The 14,437-nt window shown below is 68.6% G+C and carries 19 protein-coding genes; 4 read left to right on the top strand and 15 right to left on the bottom strand.

Features of this window, described 5'->3' with window-relative positions; all coding sequences use genetic code 11:
• Positions 1–6: 6 nt before the first annotated feature.
• The 9 genes from ON33_RS13105 to ON33_RS13065 all read right to left on the bottom strand — a co-directional run bounded on the left by ON33_RS13105 (position 7) and on the right by ON33_RS13065 (position 6,315).
• On the bottom strand, positions 7–786 hold the full coding sequence (locus ON33_RS13105; protein WP_373281028.1) for a 3-oxoacyl-ACP reductase: 780 nt from the start codon (positions 784–786) through the stop codon (positions 7–9).
• Positions 787–801: 15 nt separating this feature from the next.
• Entirely contained in the window at positions 802–2,163 is a 1,362-nt protein-coding gene (locus ON33_RS13100) for an aldehyde dehydrogenase family protein (RefSeq protein ID WP_040858797.1), read from the bottom strand.
• A complete protein-coding gene (locus tag ON33_RS13095) occupies positions 2,160–2,903 on the bottom strand; it encodes a gamma-glutamyl-gamma-aminobutyrate hydrolase family protein (protein WP_040858796.1) in 744 nt (247 codons plus the stop codon). Before ON33_RS13095 ends, ON33_RS13100 begins: the two co-directional genes overlap by 4 nt.
• Entirely contained in the window at positions 2,884–4,239 is a 1,356-nt protein-coding gene (locus ON33_RS13090; RefSeq protein WP_174391519.1) for a glutamine synthetase family protein, read from the bottom strand. Before ON33_RS13090 ends, ON33_RS13095 begins: the two co-directional genes overlap by 20 nt.
• Positions 4,240–4,402: 163 nt before the next feature.
• On the bottom strand, positions 4,403–4,612 hold the full coding sequence (locus ON33_RS13085; protein WP_040858794.1) for a hypothetical protein: 210 nt from the start codon (positions 4,610–4,612) through the stop codon (positions 4,403–4,405).
• Between the two features lie 93 nt (positions 4,613–4,705).
• On the bottom strand, positions 4,706–4,966 hold the full coding sequence (locus ON33_RS13080; protein WP_157184511.1) for a hypothetical protein: 261 nt from the start codon (positions 4,964–4,966) through the stop codon (positions 4,706–4,708).
• A 332-nt stretch (positions 4,967–5,298) separates the two neighbouring features.
• Positions 5,299–5,547, bottom strand: coding sequence for a hypothetical protein (locus ON33_RS13075; protein WP_157184510.1), 249 nt, complete (start codon positions 5,545–5,547; stop codon positions 5,299–5,301).
• A gap of 5 nt (positions 5,548–5,552) precedes the next feature.
• Positions 5,553–5,738 (bottom strand): hypothetical protein, encoded by a 186-nt coding sequence (locus ON33_RS41175; protein ID WP_157184509.1) that lies wholly within the window; start codon positions 5,736–5,738, stop codon positions 5,553–5,555.
• 160 nt (positions 5,739–5,898) lie between these two features.
• Complete coding sequence (locus ON33_RS13065; RefSeq protein WP_040858790.1) at positions 5,899–6,315, bottom strand: hypothetical protein; 417 nt, start codon at positions 6,313–6,315, stop codon at positions 5,899–5,901.
• A gap of 145 nt (positions 6,316–6,460) precedes the next feature.
• Between ON33_RS13065 and ON33_RS13060 the strand changes: the two genes are divergently transcribed.
• Entirely contained in the window at positions 6,461–6,946 is a 486-nt protein-coding gene (locus ON33_RS13060; protein ID WP_040859159.1) for a carboxymuconolactone decarboxylase family protein, read from the top strand.
• Between the two features lie 3 nt (positions 6,947–6,949).
• Here the strand turns inward: ON33_RS13060 and ON33_RS13055 are convergent, their stop codons facing one another.
• The 5 genes from ON33_RS13055 to ON33_RS13035 form a co-directional block, all read right to left on the bottom strand.
• Positions 6,950–7,498 (bottom strand): hypothetical protein, encoded by a 549-nt coding sequence (locus ON33_RS13055; protein WP_040858789.1) that lies wholly within the window; start codon positions 7,496–7,498, stop codon positions 6,950–6,952.
• Positions 7,495–8,616 carry a hypothetical protein gene (locus ON33_RS13050; RefSeq protein ID WP_040858788.1) on the bottom strand — a complete coding sequence of 374 codons (1,122 nt, stop codon included), beginning with the start codon at positions 8,614–8,616 and terminating at the stop codon, positions 7,495–7,497. The genes ON33_RS13055 and ON33_RS13050 overlap by 4 nt, the downstream gene beginning before the upstream one ends.
• A gap of 29 nt (positions 8,617–8,645) precedes the next feature.
• On the bottom strand, positions 8,646–9,053 hold the full coding sequence (locus ON33_RS13045) for a FixH family protein (protein ID WP_040858787.1): 408 nt from the start codon (positions 9,051–9,053) through the stop codon (positions 8,646–8,648).
• Positions 9,050–10,483, bottom strand: coding sequence for a DUF8832 domain-containing protein (locus ON33_RS13040; protein WP_245550510.1), 1,434 nt, complete (start codon positions 10,481–10,483; stop codon positions 9,050–9,052). Before ON33_RS13040 ends, ON33_RS13045 begins: the two co-directional genes overlap by 4 nt.
• Before the next feature lie 94 nt (positions 10,484–10,577).
• Positions 10,578–10,985, bottom strand: coding sequence for a hypothetical protein (locus ON33_RS13035; protein ID WP_040858786.1), 408 nt, complete (start codon positions 10,983–10,985; stop codon positions 10,578–10,580).
• A gap of 266 nt (positions 10,986–11,251) precedes the next feature.
• On the opposite strand from ON33_RS13035, the gene ON33_RS13030 reads away from it, so the two are divergent.
• Positions 11,252–11,818 carry a PadR family transcriptional regulator gene (locus tag ON33_RS13030; RefSeq protein WP_040858785.1) on the top strand — a complete coding sequence of 189 codons (567 nt, stop codon included), beginning with the start codon at positions 11,252–11,254 and terminating at the stop codon, positions 11,816–11,818.
• 97 nt (positions 11,819–11,915) lie between these two features.
• On the top strand, positions 11,916–12,539 hold the full coding sequence (locus ON33_RS13025) for a TetR/AcrR family transcriptional regulator (protein ID WP_040858784.1): 624 nt from the start codon (positions 11,916–11,918) through the stop codon (positions 12,537–12,539).
• Positions 12,540–12,542: 3 nt separating this feature from the next.
• Here ON33_RS13025 and ON33_RS13020 read toward each other — a convergent pair whose 3' ends face one another.
• The gene (locus ON33_RS13020) at positions 12,543–13,472 is read right to left on the bottom strand and encodes an alpha/beta fold hydrolase (protein WP_051152163.1); all 930 of its coding nucleotides are present in this window, start codon (positions 13,470–13,472) and stop codon (positions 12,543–12,545) included.
• Positions 13,473–13,612: 140 nt separating this feature from the next.
• Between ON33_RS13020 and ON33_RS13015 the strand changes: the two genes are divergently transcribed.
• The gene (locus ON33_RS13015) at positions 13,613–14,437 is read left to right on the top strand and encodes an SDR family oxidoreductase (protein WP_040858783.1); all 825 of its coding nucleotides are present in this window, start codon (positions 13,613–13,615) and stop codon (positions 14,435–14,437) included.

The raw sequence follows: 14,437 nt of genomic DNA, 5'->3' as shown, positions 1-14,437 counted from the left end.
GTTGGGCTACAGCGGGGTGACGTACGCGCCCGAGATGCCGCCGTCGACCAGGAACTGCGAGGCGGTGATGAAGGAGGAATCGTCGCTGGCGAGGAAGGCCACGGCGGCGGCGATCTCCTCCGGCTCGGCGAAGCGGCCGGTGGGAATGTGTACCAGGCGGCGGGCGGCGCGCTCGGGATCCTTGGCGAACAGCTCCCGCAGCAGGGGGGTGTTGACGGGGCCGGGGCACAGCGCGTTCACGCGAATGCCCTGGCGCGCGAACTGGACTCCCAATTCCCGGCTCATGGCCAGCACGCCGCCCTTGGAGGCGGTGTAGGAGATCTGCGAGGTGGCCGCGCCCATGACGGCCACGAAGGACGCGGTATTGATGACCGAGCCCTTGCCGCGCACGAGCATGTGCTCGATGGCGTACTTGCTGCACAGGTACACCGAGGTCAGATTGACCTCCTGCACCCGCTTCCAGGCGTCGAGGCCGGTGGTGAGGATCGAATCGTCCTCCGGCGGTGAGATGCCCGCGTTGTTGAAAGCGATGTCGAGGCCGCCGTAGGTGTCGACGGCGGCCTGGAACATGGCCCGCACCTGGTCCTCGTCGGTGACGTCGACCTTCACGTAGAGCCCGCCGACCTCGGCTGCGGCGGCCTCACCGGCGGCGGCGTCGATATCGGCGACCACGACCTTCGCGCCCTCCTGGGCGAAGCGCCGGACGGTGGCGAGGCCGATGCCGCTGCCGCCGCCGGTGACGACCGCGACTCGATCCTGTAAGCGCTGCAACGTATCTCCTTCGATGAGGGGCGGGCGGATTCATTCGGTGGCGAGGAAGACGTTCTTGGTCTCGGTGAAGGCGCGCGCGGCGTCCGGGCCGAGTTCGCGGCCCAGACCGGACTGCTTGAATCCGCCGAACGGCGTCCAATAGCGCACGGAGGAATGGGAATTCACCGACAGGTTCCCGGCCTCGACGCCGCGGGCCACCCGCAGCGCGCGCCCGACATCGGAGGTCCAGATGGAGCCGGACAGGCCGTACTCGGTGTCGTTGGCGAGGTGCAGGGCATCGGCTTCGTCCTCGAAGGGCAGCACGGCCACCACCGGTCCGAACACCTCCTCGGTGAGTACCCGGTCCTCGGGGCTCGACGGGAGGACGACCGTGGGCGCGAACCAGAATCCGGGGCCGTCGGGGCGGGTGCCGGTGAACGCCACCTCGGTCGACGGTTCCAGGAATCCGGCGACGCGGTCGCGGTGGGCGGCCGAGATGAGCGGGCCCATCTCGGTCGACTCGTCGGCCGGATCGCCGACCCGTACGCCCTGGACGGCCGGTTCGAGCAGTTCCAGGAAGCGATCGAAGACGCTGCGCTGCACCAGGATCCGGGATCGAGCGCAGCAGTCCTGGCCGGCATTGTCGAACACCCCGTAGGGTGCGGTGGCGGCGGCGCGCTCGAGGTCCGCGTCGGCGAACACGATATTGGCGCTCTTGCCGCCCAATTCGAGGGTCACCCGCTTCACCTGGTCGGCGCAGCCGACCATGATCTGCTTGCCCACCTCGGTGGAACCGGTGAACACCACCTTGCGCACGGCCGGGTGGGTGACGAAGCGGGCCCCGACGACCGCGCCGCGGCCCGGGATCACCTGGAAGACATCCGGTGGCAGACCCGCTTCCACGGCGAGCTCCCCGAGCCGGATGGCGGTGAGCGGGGTGAGCTCGGCCGGTTTGAGCACCACGGTGTTCCCGGCGGCCAGTGCCGGGCCGAAGCCCCAGGCCGCGATGGGCATGGGGAAGTTCCAGGGCACGATGATGCCGACCACGCCCAGCGGCTCGCAGAAGGTGATGTTCACGCCGCCCGCGACCGGAATCTGATTGCCCAGCAAGCGTTCCGGCATGCCGGCGCTGTAGTGCAGGACGTCGCGAACATTGCCGGCCTCCCAGCGGGCATTGCCGATGGTGTGGCCGGCATTGCTGACCTCGAGCCGGGCCAGCTGCTCGATCTCGGCGTCGACCGCCTCGGCGAAGCGGCGCAGTAGGCGTGCGCGGTCGCCGGGGGAGACCGCACGCCAGCTCGCCGTCGCGCGGTGCGCGCGTTCGATGGCGGCATCGGTGGCGGCCGCGTCGGCAGCGTCGATGGTGGCCAGCACCTGCTCGGTGGCGGGATCGATGATGTCTGTGGATGTCACGGGTTTCGCTCCTTTCCATACTGTGCCGCATGGTCGACCAGGGCCCGCATCAGGCGTAGGTCGGACGGGTTCTCCTCCGGATGCCACTGCACGCCCAGCAGGAACGGGCCGTCACGGGTCTCCACGGCCTCGATGATGCCGTCCGCGGTGTGCCCGGTGGCGGTGAGCTCGGCGGCGAGCGTGCCGATGGCCTGATGGTGGTGGCAGTGCGCCTTCGCCTCGGGGCCCACGAGGGCGGCGAGGCGGCTGCCGGGGACCGTGGTGACGGTGTTGACCGTGAAGACACCGGGCGAGCGGGAGTGGTCGGTGTGCCCGACGGTATCCGGGACGTGTTGCAGCAGAGTGCCGCCCAGGGCGACGTTCACCAATTGCAGTCCGCGGCAAACGGCCAGGATCGGCAGGCCCGCGGCGAGGGCGAGCGTGAAGAGGCCGAATTCGGATTCGTCGCGGTCGGGCCGCAGGCCGCGGGTGGCGGGATGCGGTGGCGCGCCGTAGCGGGCGGGATCCAGGTCCGCGCCGCCGGTGAGCACCAGGCCGTCGAGCCGCTCGATGAGCTCGGGGCGCGGAGTTCCGGTGGGCGGCAACAGGACCGGGATGCCGCCCGCGTGCTCGGTCAGGTCGATGTAGCTGCGCGCCAGCACCGCGGCGTCGACGTCCCAGTGGCCGAAGCGGGAGCGTTCGGAGTAGGTGGGCAGGCCGATGACGGGCCGGCGGCCTGGGTCAGAGTCGTTCGAAGCCACGGATCCGCTCCCAGTCGGTGACCGCCGCGTCGTAGGCGTCGAGCTCCACCTGCGCAGCATTGCGGTAGTGCCGCACCACCTCCGGGCCGAAGGCCTTCTGCGCCACCTTGCTCTCGCCGAAGAGCTGCGCGGCGTCCCGAAGGGTGTGCGGGACGCGCGGGCGGTGCGAGCGGTAGGCGTTGCCGTGAAACTCGGGCTCGAGCGGAAGATTGTGCTCGATGCCGTGCAGTCCGGCCGCGATGACGGCGGCGACGGCGAGGTAGGGGTTCACATCGCCGCCCGGGATGCGGTTCTCCAGGCGCAGGGACGGGCCGTGGCCCACGACGCGCAGGGCGCAGGTGCGATTGTCACGACCCCAGGCGAGCGCGGTCGGCGCGAAGCTGCCGGCCTGAAATCGTTTGTAGGAGTTGATGTTCGGGGCGAGTAGGTAGGTCAGTTCGCGCAGGCAGTCCAGCTGGCCCGCGATGAAGTGCCGCATGAGGGCGGAGGGGTTGTCGCCATCGGCGAAGACCGGCTCGCCCGTACTGCCGCGCAGGCTCAGGTGGATGTGGCAGGAATTGCCTTCCCGCTCATTGAATTTCGCCATGAAGGTGATGCTGCGGCCCTCCTGGGCGGCGATCTCCTTGGCGCCGGTCTTGTAGATGCTGTGGTTGTCGCAGGTGGTCAGCGCCTCGTCGTAACGGAAGGCGATCTCGTGCTGGCCTGGGTTGCATTCGCCCTTGGCGGACTCGACATACATTCCCGCGCCGTCCATTTCGGTGCGGATGCGGCGCAGCAGCGGTTCGATGCGAGCCGTGCCGAGCATGGAGTAGTCGACGTTGTACTGGTTGGCGGGGGTGAGGTCGCGGTAGCCGCCGCGGAACGCGGACTCGTAGCTGTCGTCGAACACGAGGAACTCGAGTTCCGTGCCGACGTACGCGGACAGACCGCGTTCGGCCAGGCGATCCAGCTGGGCGCGCAGCACCTGCCGCGGCGAGGCGGCGACCGGCTGCCCGTGCCTGCCGTGCGGATCCACCTGCTCCACATCGCACAGCACCAGTGCGGTACCCGGCCACCACGGGAGCAGGCGCAGTGTGTTCAGGTCGGGCCGCAGCACGAAATCGCCGTAGCCGGTGTCCCAGGACGACATCTCGTAGCCCTCGACCGTGGTCATCTCCACATCGACGGCGAGCAGATAGTTGCACGCCTCGGTCGCCTGATCCAGCACCTCCTCGACGAAATACCGTGCCGAACAACGTTTTCCCTGTAACCGCCCCTGCATGTCGGTCATGGCCACCAGCACCGTGTCGAGCGTTCCCGCCTCGACCTGTGCCACCAGCTCCGTCACGCTCAGCATCCCGGCCCGCATCCTTGACCCCTCTCGACGTCAACCCTGCTCACGCTAGGCGAATCCGGGCGCCGAGGCTGCCTGAATACGGCAAGAGATCATCCGCGTGTCCGCTCGGCCTCTCCGCGGGAGGCCGCGAGCGGCTCGATGGGTGGTGCATCCGCGGGTGGCTCTACAGGCCGGCCTCGGTGAGAATCTGCCACGCGATCGGTGCGGCGAGGCCCAGCAGGGCCAGGACGATCAGCAGTGCGACGAGCGTGCTCGCCAGGCATCCGCCGCCGGCGCCGCCATCTCCGCCCCGCCGCGCGAGCCGCCCCGATTCCTGGGCGGACTGTATCGCCCGCCGTGAAGCCTCGGATCCCTGCCAGTGCGGAGAATTCATCGTCGTGCCGCCTTTCCTCCCGAATGCGCCGACACCACAACAGTATTGATCCGTGACCGCCGGGGAATCCGCCCAATTACTCATCGCCGTTACTCACGGCCGGGGAGTCGGGGCGACTCGCGGGGCGCGGAAAGGTGGCTGCGTTCGTGGGCGCCCGCCGAACGCCGTCGAAATCGACACCACCACATCGGTCACCGGTACGCCGAGCCGCGCCTCCGCATCGTGCTTCGGCCGCGCGAGCATCTGCGACGCCGATCCGCTCACCGGACCGGCGATGACCACCGGCCGTCCATCCTTCAGCACGCTCGCCCGCGCACTACTCGTCCCCAGATCGATACCGATCATGCGTCCCACGGTTGCCCTCCCTCACCTGTCAGTGACCCCGCCACAGTGCAAGGCCCACCGCACATTTCGAGATCCCGACAGCCTGCCCTCCCGGCTACGGGGTAGCCGAGAGTTCGGGACCTCTGAACCCACCGTGGCCGTCGACCATGCGCAACGCCCCTGGGAGTCGGGGCTGCCCACCGACGCGGAGGCGAACTACCGTGCCGGTTCTATTCCTATTGCGAAAGGTTGGAAGACATGTACTTCATCTCGATGGCGTTGGGGATGTTCGGCCCGCTGCTCGTCCCCACAGGCAGCTCGGAGTGCTGGATGGACAGCACCGCTCCCGCGTGCTGGCCCCACTAGCGTTCGCGCCAGCGGATATCTCTGCGGCACAACAGCATCCGATCGGCACCCTTCTGAAACTCGTATTCCACACCCACCGTGTCGGTGGTGATGCCGAGCTTCAGAAGGTCGCCAGCTGTACCGCATGCTGTTCCAGTAGTTGTCATCGAGCCACGTACCCTAGCTTTTGCACATGGCGCGTCGAAGATGTAGCCGTACAAGGCGGCGGGGTAATGGTCCGGTACGCCCTTGTCGTAGTCGGGCACAAGAATCATGTTCGCCAATGCCTGTCGTGTGGACAGCGATTCGCCTGGGTAGTCACGCGCCCACGAGCGATGTCACCGAGCTCGCCCGACAAGCGTTCCAGCAGGTGTTCGGCCAGCTCTTGGTCACCACTGCCGATCATCCGGCCGAGCATGTCGAGATCGACGGCACAGGCGGCGACGGTATAGCTCATGATTCCCCATCCCTCATTGGCAGACAGGACCGTAGCACCGAGTGCCGACACTCCCCGGAGCGGTGATGCCGGAGATGGGAAAACGTTGCCGCAGAGAACGGTTGGACGGAAAGTGCATCCGCCCCGTGGGTAAGGCGGTTATCGCCTCGGGTCGAAGTCCTCAGTCCCAGTAATTGAACAGGGCTTCGCCGAGGGTCTCGGGCTGCCAGTACTCGATGTCTGTCGGGTTGATGCCGGGCCAGGCTGTCGGGTCGAACGGGCCGTTGAGTTCGGCTGTGTCGAGCACGTGGAACTCTGGCCATCGACGGAGGACACACACCAGGGCAGGGGCCTCGATGAAGGGCAGCGGGCCTGACGTGCGTGCGTTGTCGAGGAATTCGATCGTTCGAGGTTCGGCGACTGCGAGGACCTTCGAATCACGTGGGCAGACGACTCCGGCCCGGCGTTCAGAGTGGGTGACGATGCCCTGGTGGAAGTTGAGCGTTACGTCAGTGGCAACGCGGAACTCGACCACTCTTCCGCTGGATTGCTCGGCGGCTGCGTAGCAAACCCTGTGGAAGTCACGCAGATCGGTCACAAAGGCAGGTATACGCCGTTCTGTCCATCCGTGGCGGCGTGGTCGACGGGGCGGGTGTGGGATGGGTCATAGCGGTCGGGTGTCACATTTTCGGGGTCGGCGGCACCTGATGGGCGTCCTACTGACGATGAAGGAGATGGACGTTATGAGTGCTCGGCTGGATATGTTCGCCAATGAGCTCGGGGCGAAGTTCTCGAAGCGGTTTGCCAATGCGAGTTTGGTGATCACGCAGTCGGAGGTGCCGAAGTCGACGCAGGAGATGGTCAGTTTGCGGGCCAGCCAGATCAATGGATGCGGGTTCTGCACGGATGCGCACACCAAAGAGTTGGCCGCCGCGGGGGAGCCGGCGGTGCGGATCAATCTGGTGGCTACGTGGCGGGAGTCGTCGGTGTTCAGCGAGGCCGAACAGGCGGCGCTGGCCTTCGCCGAGGAGGGCACGCGGCTCGCGGATGCCCACCTCGGTGTATCCGATGAGACCTGGGCGCTGGTTCGGAAGCACTACGACGACAACCAGACCGCGGCCCTGGTGGCGTTGGTGGCCATGATCAACGCCGCCAACCGGATGGGTGTGATCCTGCATCAGCAGGGTGGGTCCTACGAGGCGGGCGCGCTCGCCGGATACACCGACTGACCGTCAGACGGGCTGCGGCGTCGCCGCCGGGCGGCGGGTGCGGCGCCAGGCGTAGGCCAGGAAGGCGATCAGGCCGATCAGCGGAACAGTGCTGACGGCCCAGCTCACCCCCAGTGGGGGACCGGGCTGCTGGAGAACCGGGAGGTTGGCCAGGTCGCCTTCACCGCGGCCCTGGGGGCCGTCGATGACGAAGTGGAAGGTCCAGGCGCCCTCCTGATCCAGGGAGCGGACGTCCAGTCCCCAGACGTCGCGCTTGCGCGGATGCCGCGAGAGTTGTTCGGCGCGGCGGACTTTGCCGTTGGGCTGATACTCGGTGAGGGTGCCGGTCTTGTCCTCGATGCCGCCGTCGGGGATGAAGGTGAAGTCCAGCGATTGCATTGCGCGCAAAGGCCATTCGCTGAACCCCACCGTCAGCGAGTACGACCCGGCCTGCACGTGCTCGGTGTGCACGATGTTGACCGGCTGATACGCCGACGCCGTAGCGGCGGTGCCGGCGGTCAGGCCGAGGATCGCGAGAATCGTTGCGGCGGTGGCGAGCAGGCGGTTGATCATGCGCTGACCTTTTCGGACGGGGCGGACAGCCGCAGCATGTCGCCGAAACGCCAGCCCAGGAAGCCGCCGAGTGCACCCAGCAGGGCGGCGGCGACCGTGGTGGCGATGATGACGGACGCGTGCGAGGGGTGTACTTCGTAGATGATGCGCTGCTGAACCGGATTGAACCCGCCGATGATCGCGCCGCCGATCCCACCCGCCAGCGCGGGCAGCAGGCGTGCCGGGCCGGCGGCGCGGCGCAGGAGCAGATCGATGACGATGCCCACCGGAATCAGGCAGAACGGAATCAACGCCGGCGTCGCCGGGATGCCCCGGATGTGTTCGCGCATCGGCAATCCCACGAAATCGGCGTAGGTGCGCGCCGCCCACGGCGCGAACCACCAGAACACGCCCTGGATCGCCGAGGAGAACACGGCGGTGACGGTCGCGCCCCACCGCAGGAACCCGGCACCCACGACCATCAGCAGCACGACCATGAACGCGGTGACCGCGACCGTCCACCGCACGTTCCCGGCGCTGAGCCGCTGCACCGCCAGCGCGGTGACAGTGCTCGAGGTCGCCAGGTGCGCCAGCGCGAACAGCGCGCCGATCCGCCCCCAGCGATGCGCCCGCGCCGCCCCGAACACGATCACCGTGCCCACCGAGATCACGGTGCTGGACAGGAACAGTCCGATGTGCGGCGGCGAGTCGATGATCGCGTCGAACCCGTAGAGGCTGTGCCACCACAGATCCCACAACCCGTACAGCAGGAACGACGCCGCGCCCAGCGCCGCCACCATGTATCCGAGCGGCGCGGTGAACGTCCGCCCGAACACGTTGATGCCCGGCCCGCCCAGTTCGCCGTCCACCCGCCGGCCCGCCCGGCCGGCCGCCGAGGTGACGAGAATGACCGTGAGACCGGTGAATCCGGCGACCGCCGCACTGGCGTAGATGAACAGGTGCGGCAGGGTGAAGAACGTGTCGGGCCCGACATCGGAGTGCCACTGGATGTCCCAGGTCGATCCGACGGCGAAGGTCAGGCTGGCCGCGAACAGGATGGCCGCGGGTAGCCAGGGGCGGATGGTGATCGGTGCGGTCGCCTCGGCGGTGAGCCCGCGACCATTGGCGGTGAGGTCCATGATCTGCTCCTGATCCTCTTTCCTGCGATTCAGTTGGCCTGGACGGAGAAGATGGCGCTGCCGGATCCCGGTGTGCCGGACAGTTTCACGGCAATCTCCCACTGGCCCGGCATGGGCAGGGTCACCGTCGCCCGGTAGTGGCCGGGCGAGACGACGGCGGCCGTGCTCGGCGGGAGCGCATGCCCCATCTGCGGCATGGCGGGCTCCACCGAGACGCGATCCGGGGACGCGGCGGTGCCGTGCTGGTCGGTGATATCGAGGTCGACGGTGTTGTCGCCGGTGTGCGGTGATCCGTCGGAGACGCTCCACTGCACCTGGTAGGGCCCGGCGGTAGTGCGCTGCACCGGTTTCGCGTGGTCGGACGGCCACAGCCACCACGTCAGCAGGGCGGCCACCACGACGACGACCGCCGCGATCAGTCCTGCGCGCCTGGTCATTGCGGAACCCCCGCTCGGACATCGACCGTGGTCGGAATGGTCATGACGGAATAGCCGCGCTCGGCCTGCGCCCACACCAGGTAGCGGCCGGGCAGCGGAAAAGTGAAGGTGAACGCCACATTCGGGCCGTAGGCGGCGACCGTCTCGTCGGGCGGCTGGGCGCCGGCGGCGGGCAGCGGGGCCATGGCGTGCGCGTGCGCCCAGATCGGCGCGGTCGTCGCGGAGGTCCCGGCGGGCGCACCGTCCGGCAGTGGGCCGACCGCGATGAGATGGCCCACCATTCCGAGCCAGAGCTGCAGGTCCGCGGCACCGCCGTAGGCGGCGGTGAGCGTGACGGGTTCGCCCGCGACCGTGTCGGTGGTGGTGAGGGTGGTCCCGTTCGCCGCGGGATCGGCCGCGCCGGAACCGGATTGACCGCTCACATGCAGGGCCGACCGCAGCAACTGCGCGCCGCCGCCACGCCGGGCGATCTCGGCCGCGACCGCGTAGTCACCGGATTCCCCGAGCCCCAGGCTGACCCGGTACTCCCCGGGTCCGGTGCGGATCGGATGCCGATGCCAGAACTTCCCGGACGGCCCGACCACCATGAGATGCAGCAGCGCGTCATCGGTGACCAGCAGGTCATCCACGGGCCGCCCCGTCGCCGAATCGGTCAGCGACAACTGGACCTCGGCCGGCTGCCCCGCCGCCGGCTGCGCCCGCACGATCAGATTCACCGGCGGGCGTGAATAGTTCGTGGTCAGCGGCAGATCGCGCTCCGGAAAGGGATTGCCGATATTGCCCGAGGTGGGATCGAGCAGGCTGCCCGCCGGCCGTGGCTGCGGCGCACTCGACGACAGCACCGCCCCCGTGGTTCCGACGGTCAGCGCGGCGATGAGCGCTCCCACCGGAATCAGCGTCGGCCAGCCCCTTTTCGAGATGAGCGCCGTGCCCAGGGCCACCAGCAGCAGCACGCCCGCCGCGGAGAATCCCCCGTAGGCCGCTCGCTCCCAAGGCGTCACGACGCGCGCGGCGACGAGGAAGGGAATCCGTGCGGTCCGTTCACCGTCGGAGACCGACAGCTCCCACGGCCCCGCGTGATCCACTCGCAGCGTCGTGGCGTAGAGCCCCGGCTCGTCACCGAGTTCGACCGTGCCCGAGGAGGTCTCACCACCCTGATCGACCGGTGCGGCACTCACGTTCAACGTCCCCGCCGCCGACCCCGCATGGCTCACCACCTCGATCCGCAGCGGCCCCGGTTCGGCCCGCCGGATCACCACCGTGAGCTCGCGCGCCCCCAGCGATTGCGCCACCGTCAGATCACCCCCGCTCACCGCGCCATCGGCCCGGGCGTCGGGCGCGGACGCGAATCCCCACCCGAGCAGGAATGCGCAGAGCACGCCCACCACCAGGCATGCGCCGCGCAGGCGAACGATCAACGGCGGCTGCACCATTCCGAAGCTACCGAAAAACCGCCGCCCGGAAATCCCACCCGCGGGGGATGCGCCCTCAGGGTGCGGTCAGGGTATGGCCCCCAGCCCGGTACTACTCCAAGGCGTTCCGCAGCCAACTCGGACCGACCGTCGTAGCGCCGAGCGCCTCCACCCGAGCTCGCAACCCGCGATCGGCCGTAACCACGGTGACCGATCCCGTTCCGGCCGTGCTCTTTTCGATCTCGGCCGCGACCACCTCCACAATCGTGTCGTCCCCGGACCCCTCCGCGGGCACCACCCGCAATCCCGCCCCTTCGCCGTCGGCGCCATCGGCAGCGGCCTTCGCAGCCCCTTCGAGCACGACGACCACATCCGTCACCCCGGGCAGCCGCTCCCGCAACATCCCCAACTCCCCGAGCAACCGCCGCGCGGCCGCCGCCCGATCGCGCCACCACCCATCCGGCCGCGAACCCACCACATTCGCCGCGTCCACCACAACCACCAGCCCGGCATCCTCCACCCGCCCAGTCTCCCCCGAGCGAACCGGCCGGCCGCGACCAGGAGCGCGTGTCACCGCGTGCAGCCGGTCCGTGCGGCGCTCGACTCGCGACGTCGTCGATCCAGCATTGCCCACGCCGATGACAGTCGCGTCGCAGCCCTGCTTACCCAGCTGCAGTAACCAATTAATTGAGTAATTGATTCGCACTTCATACGCGGCACTATAGAAATTTCGATGGCAAATTAGACAATAAATTGAATAATCGCCGATGGTGGTAGCCTGGGCGGATGGCGCTACGCAACGCGGTTCTGGCCACCCTGCTGGAAGGCGAGGCCTCGGGCTACGACCTGGCCAAGGGCTTCGACGCTTCGGTCGCCAACTTCTGGCAGGCCACCCCACAGCAGCTCTACAAGGAGCTCGAGCGCATGGCCGCCGAGGGACTCATCGAGACCCGCGTCGTCGAGCAGGAACGCCGCCCCAACAAGCGCCTGCACTCGATCACCGCGGCCGGGCGGGCAGCGCTGCGCGCGTTCATCGCCGAGCCCTCCAAACCCACCGCCATCCGCGACGAGATGATGGTGAAGGTGCAGGCCATGGAGGCCGAGGACGCCCCCGCGGTGCGCGCGGCCGTCGCCGAGAAGCTGGAATGGTCGAAGGCGAAACTGGCCCGCTACGAACGCCTTCGCGGCCGTCTGCTGGACGGGCGCAGCGAACAGGCCTACCTCGCCGAGGTCGATCGCATCGGCCCGTACCTGAGCCTGCTGCGCGGAATCGCGTTCGAACAGGAGAATATTCGCTGGGCCGAGTTCGCGCTGCCGGTCATCGACCGGCGCCTGGCCGCGCACTCCCGGTAACCGGCGGTCACCTGCGGCCGCGCCGGGTTGATACGGTGGCCGCCTGGAAAGTTGTCCGCGAAACGACAGGCAGTGATCAGTGTTGGCGTCCGAATCGATGGCAGGCGAGGGCGAGTCCCGCCGCGCCGCCCCGCCCACCCGACGCGGTCAGCGCACCCGCAGCGCGCTGATCGCAGCCGCGCGTGAGGTGTTCGAACGCGACGGCTACCTCGACGCCAAGATCGCCGACATCTCCAAGACCGCCGGCATGGCGTCGGGCTCCTTCTACACCTACTTCGACAGCAAGGAGGAGATCTTCGCGGCGTTGGTCGAGCAGGTCTCCGAGGAGATGCTGCACCCGCATGTGCGTGAGCGCAGTGGGATCACCGATACCCGCGCACTCATCGAGGCCGCCAACCGCGACTACCTGCTGTCCTACAAGCGCAATGCCCGCCTGATGGCGCTGTTCGAGCAGGTCGCCCACATCGACGAGAACTTCCGCCGCCTGCGCGTCGAACGCGGCAAGGCGTTCGCGCAGCGCAATGCCCGGATGATCCGCGAACTGCAGGAGTCCGGGCGGGCCAGCACCGACCTGGATCCGATGATCACCGCGCACGCGCTCTCGGCCATGGTCAGCCGCATGGCGTACATGGTTTACGTGCAGAAGCAACGGATTCCGTTCGAGAAGCTGGTGACCACGCTGACCCAGCTGTGGGTGAACGCGCTGCAGCTGACCGAATAGCGGTCAGAGCCCGCGCACGAATTCGATCAGCGCGGCGTTGACCTCCTCCGGCCGCTCCTGCTGGATCCAGTGCCCGGCGCCCTCGAGGATGACCGTCCCGCGCAGATCGCTGAGCAGCGCCGACATCTTCTCCATCGGCGTGAACCGGATGACCGGATCGGTGGACCCGGCGATGAACAGGGACGGCTGGGCGATCTTCACGCCCTCGAGATGCGCCGTCCGCTCCCAGGTGCGATCCAGATTGCGGTAGTAGTTGAGCCCGCCGGTGAACCCGGTGGCGGTGAAAGTATCGACGTAGTAATCGAATTCGGGTTCGCTCAGCCACTCGGGCAGCGGCGGTTCGGGCGTGGACGTGTCGAGGAAGGTGGCGGCGCTCAGGACCTCGTCCTGCAGCAGTGTGCGCCGCGGGTCCGCCGCCAGGACCGCGTCGGCGACCCCGGGCTGCTGGAACCACACCATGTAGAAGTCGTCGCCCAGCCGCGCCCGCATGATCGATACCGGCGGCCCCGACGATCGCGGGGTCGCGGGCACGCTCAGCCCCGCCACGGCCCGCACCCGCTCCGGATACTCGCGGGCCATGTGCCACACCACCGACGCGCCCCAGTCGTGGCCCACGAAGATCGCGTCCTCGAGCCCGTAGGCGTCGAGCAGCCCGGCCAGATCCGCGCACACCGTGAGCATGTCGTACTCGTCGATCCGCTCGGGCCGCGAACTGCCGCCGTACCCGCGCATATCCGGGGTGAGCGTCCGGAATCCGGCCTCGGCCAGCGCGAAAACCTGATGCCGCCACGAGAACCCGAGCTCCGGGAACCCGTGGCAGAACACCACCGGCGTCCCCGTGCCGTGCTCGACCACCCGCAGCTCGATGCCATTGGCCGCCACCTGCGTGCTGCCCAGCCTCTTCCACTCGTCCACCAGATGTGCTGTCCGCATCGGTCGTTCACCTCTCGCCGCCGGGCCGGTTGACGCCGGACGGGTCATGAACTTGAATCCGACGCAGGTTTCATATTCCATCAGCCGGTCGCTCCGATCCAGTCCGGGTCGGGCGCCGGTTCAGGCCGGAGGGAGCACACGTGCAGGTCGCGGGTAAGAACGCCATCGTCACCGGAGGTGGTGGCGGCATCGGAGGCGCGATCGCCGCCCGGCTCGTGCGGGCCGGAGCGCGGGTCGTCGTCGCCGATCTGAACGGCGAGGCCGCCGCCGCGGTGGCGGCCGAGCTGACGGCGGAGTACCCGGGGGCAGCCGTGGCGGTCGGCGCCGATGTGTCCGACACCGGCCGCATCGAGGAGCTCATCGCGCGTGCCGAGGCCGAATTCGGGCCGGTCGACCTGTATTTCGCCAATGCGGGCGTGATCGGGCCGGTCGGGCTCGGCGACGAGAAGGATTGGGAGACCACCCTCGACGTCAATCTCAATGCCCACATCCGCGCGGCGCGTCTGCTGATCCCCGGCTGGGTGGAACGCGGCGAGGGCTACTTCGTCAGCACGGCGTCGGCGGCCGGGCTGCTGACCCAGATCGGCTCGGCCGCATACTCGGTCACCAAGCACGCGGCCGTGGGTTTCGCCGAGTGGCTGTCGGTCACCTACGGTGACCAGGGCGTCCGGGTCAGCTGCCTGTGCCCGATGGGTGTGGAGACCCCGCTGCTGCGGGCGGGGGAGAACTCCGGGGACGCCATCGGCGTGGCCGCCACCCGGGCGGTCACCTCCGCCGGCGCGGTGCTGACCCCCGACGCGGTGGCCGAGCTGGTCATGGCCGCGCTCGATGACGAGCGGTTCCTCATCCTGCCTCATCCGGAGGTGCTCGAGATGTACCGTCGCAAGGGCGCGGACTACGACCGCTGGCTGTCGGGCATGCGGCACTATCAGGCGCGGCTGCTGGCCGGCGGCGACGGCCACTGA

The sequence above is a fragment of the Nocardia niigatensis NBRC 100131 genome, assembly GCF_000308655.1.
In the GTDB taxonomy this organism is placed as follows: domain Bacteria; phylum Actinomycetota; class Actinomycetes; order Mycobacteriales; family Mycobacteriaceae; genus Nocardia; species Nocardia niigatensis.
Note: the sequence above shows the minus strand (reverse complement) of the source record. Positions and strands in the feature narration are given on the sequence as shown.

Excerpts from the sequence above, each read along its gene's own strand:
- ON33_RS13090 (WP_174391519.1), bottom strand. The coding sequence starts at position 4,239 with ATGCTGAGCGTGACGGAGCTGGTGGCACAGGTCGAGGCGGGAACGCTC.
- ON33_RS13085 (WP_040858794.1), bottom strand. The coding sequence starts at position 4,612 with ATGAATTCTCCGCACTGGCAGGGATCCGAGGCTTCACGGCGGGCGATA.
- ON33_RS41175 (WP_157184509.1), bottom strand. The coding sequence starts at position 5,738 with ATGAGCTATACCGTCGCCGCCTGTGCCGTCGATCTCGACATGCTCGGC.
- ON33_RS13060 (WP_040859159.1), top strand. The coding sequence starts at position 6,461 with ATGAGTGCTCGGCTGGATATGTTCGCCAATGAGCTCGGGGCGAAGTTC.
- ON33_RS13055 (WP_040858789.1), bottom strand. The coding sequence starts at position 7,498 with ATGATCAACCGCCTGCTCGCCACCGCCGCAACGATTCTCGCGATCCTC.
- ON33_RS13050 (WP_040858788.1), bottom strand. The coding sequence starts at position 8,616 with ATGGACCTCACCGCCAATGGTCGCGGGCTCACCGCCGAGGCGACCGCA.
- ON33_RS13045 (WP_040858787.1), bottom strand. The coding sequence starts at position 9,053 with ATGACCAGGCGCGCAGGACTGATCGCGGCGGTCGTCGTCGTGGTGGCC.
- ON33_RS13030 (WP_040858785.1), top strand. The coding sequence starts at position 11,252 with ATGGCGCTACGCAACGCGGTTCTGGCCACCCTGCTGGAAGGCGAGGCC.
- ON33_RS13025 (WP_040858784.1), top strand. The coding sequence starts at position 11,916 with ATGGCAGGCGAGGGCGAGTCCCGCCGCGCCGCCCCGCCCACCCGACGC.
- ON33_RS13020 (WP_051152163.1), bottom strand. The coding sequence starts at position 13,472 with ATGCGGACAGCACATCTGGTGGACGAGTGGAAGAGGCTGGGCAGCACG.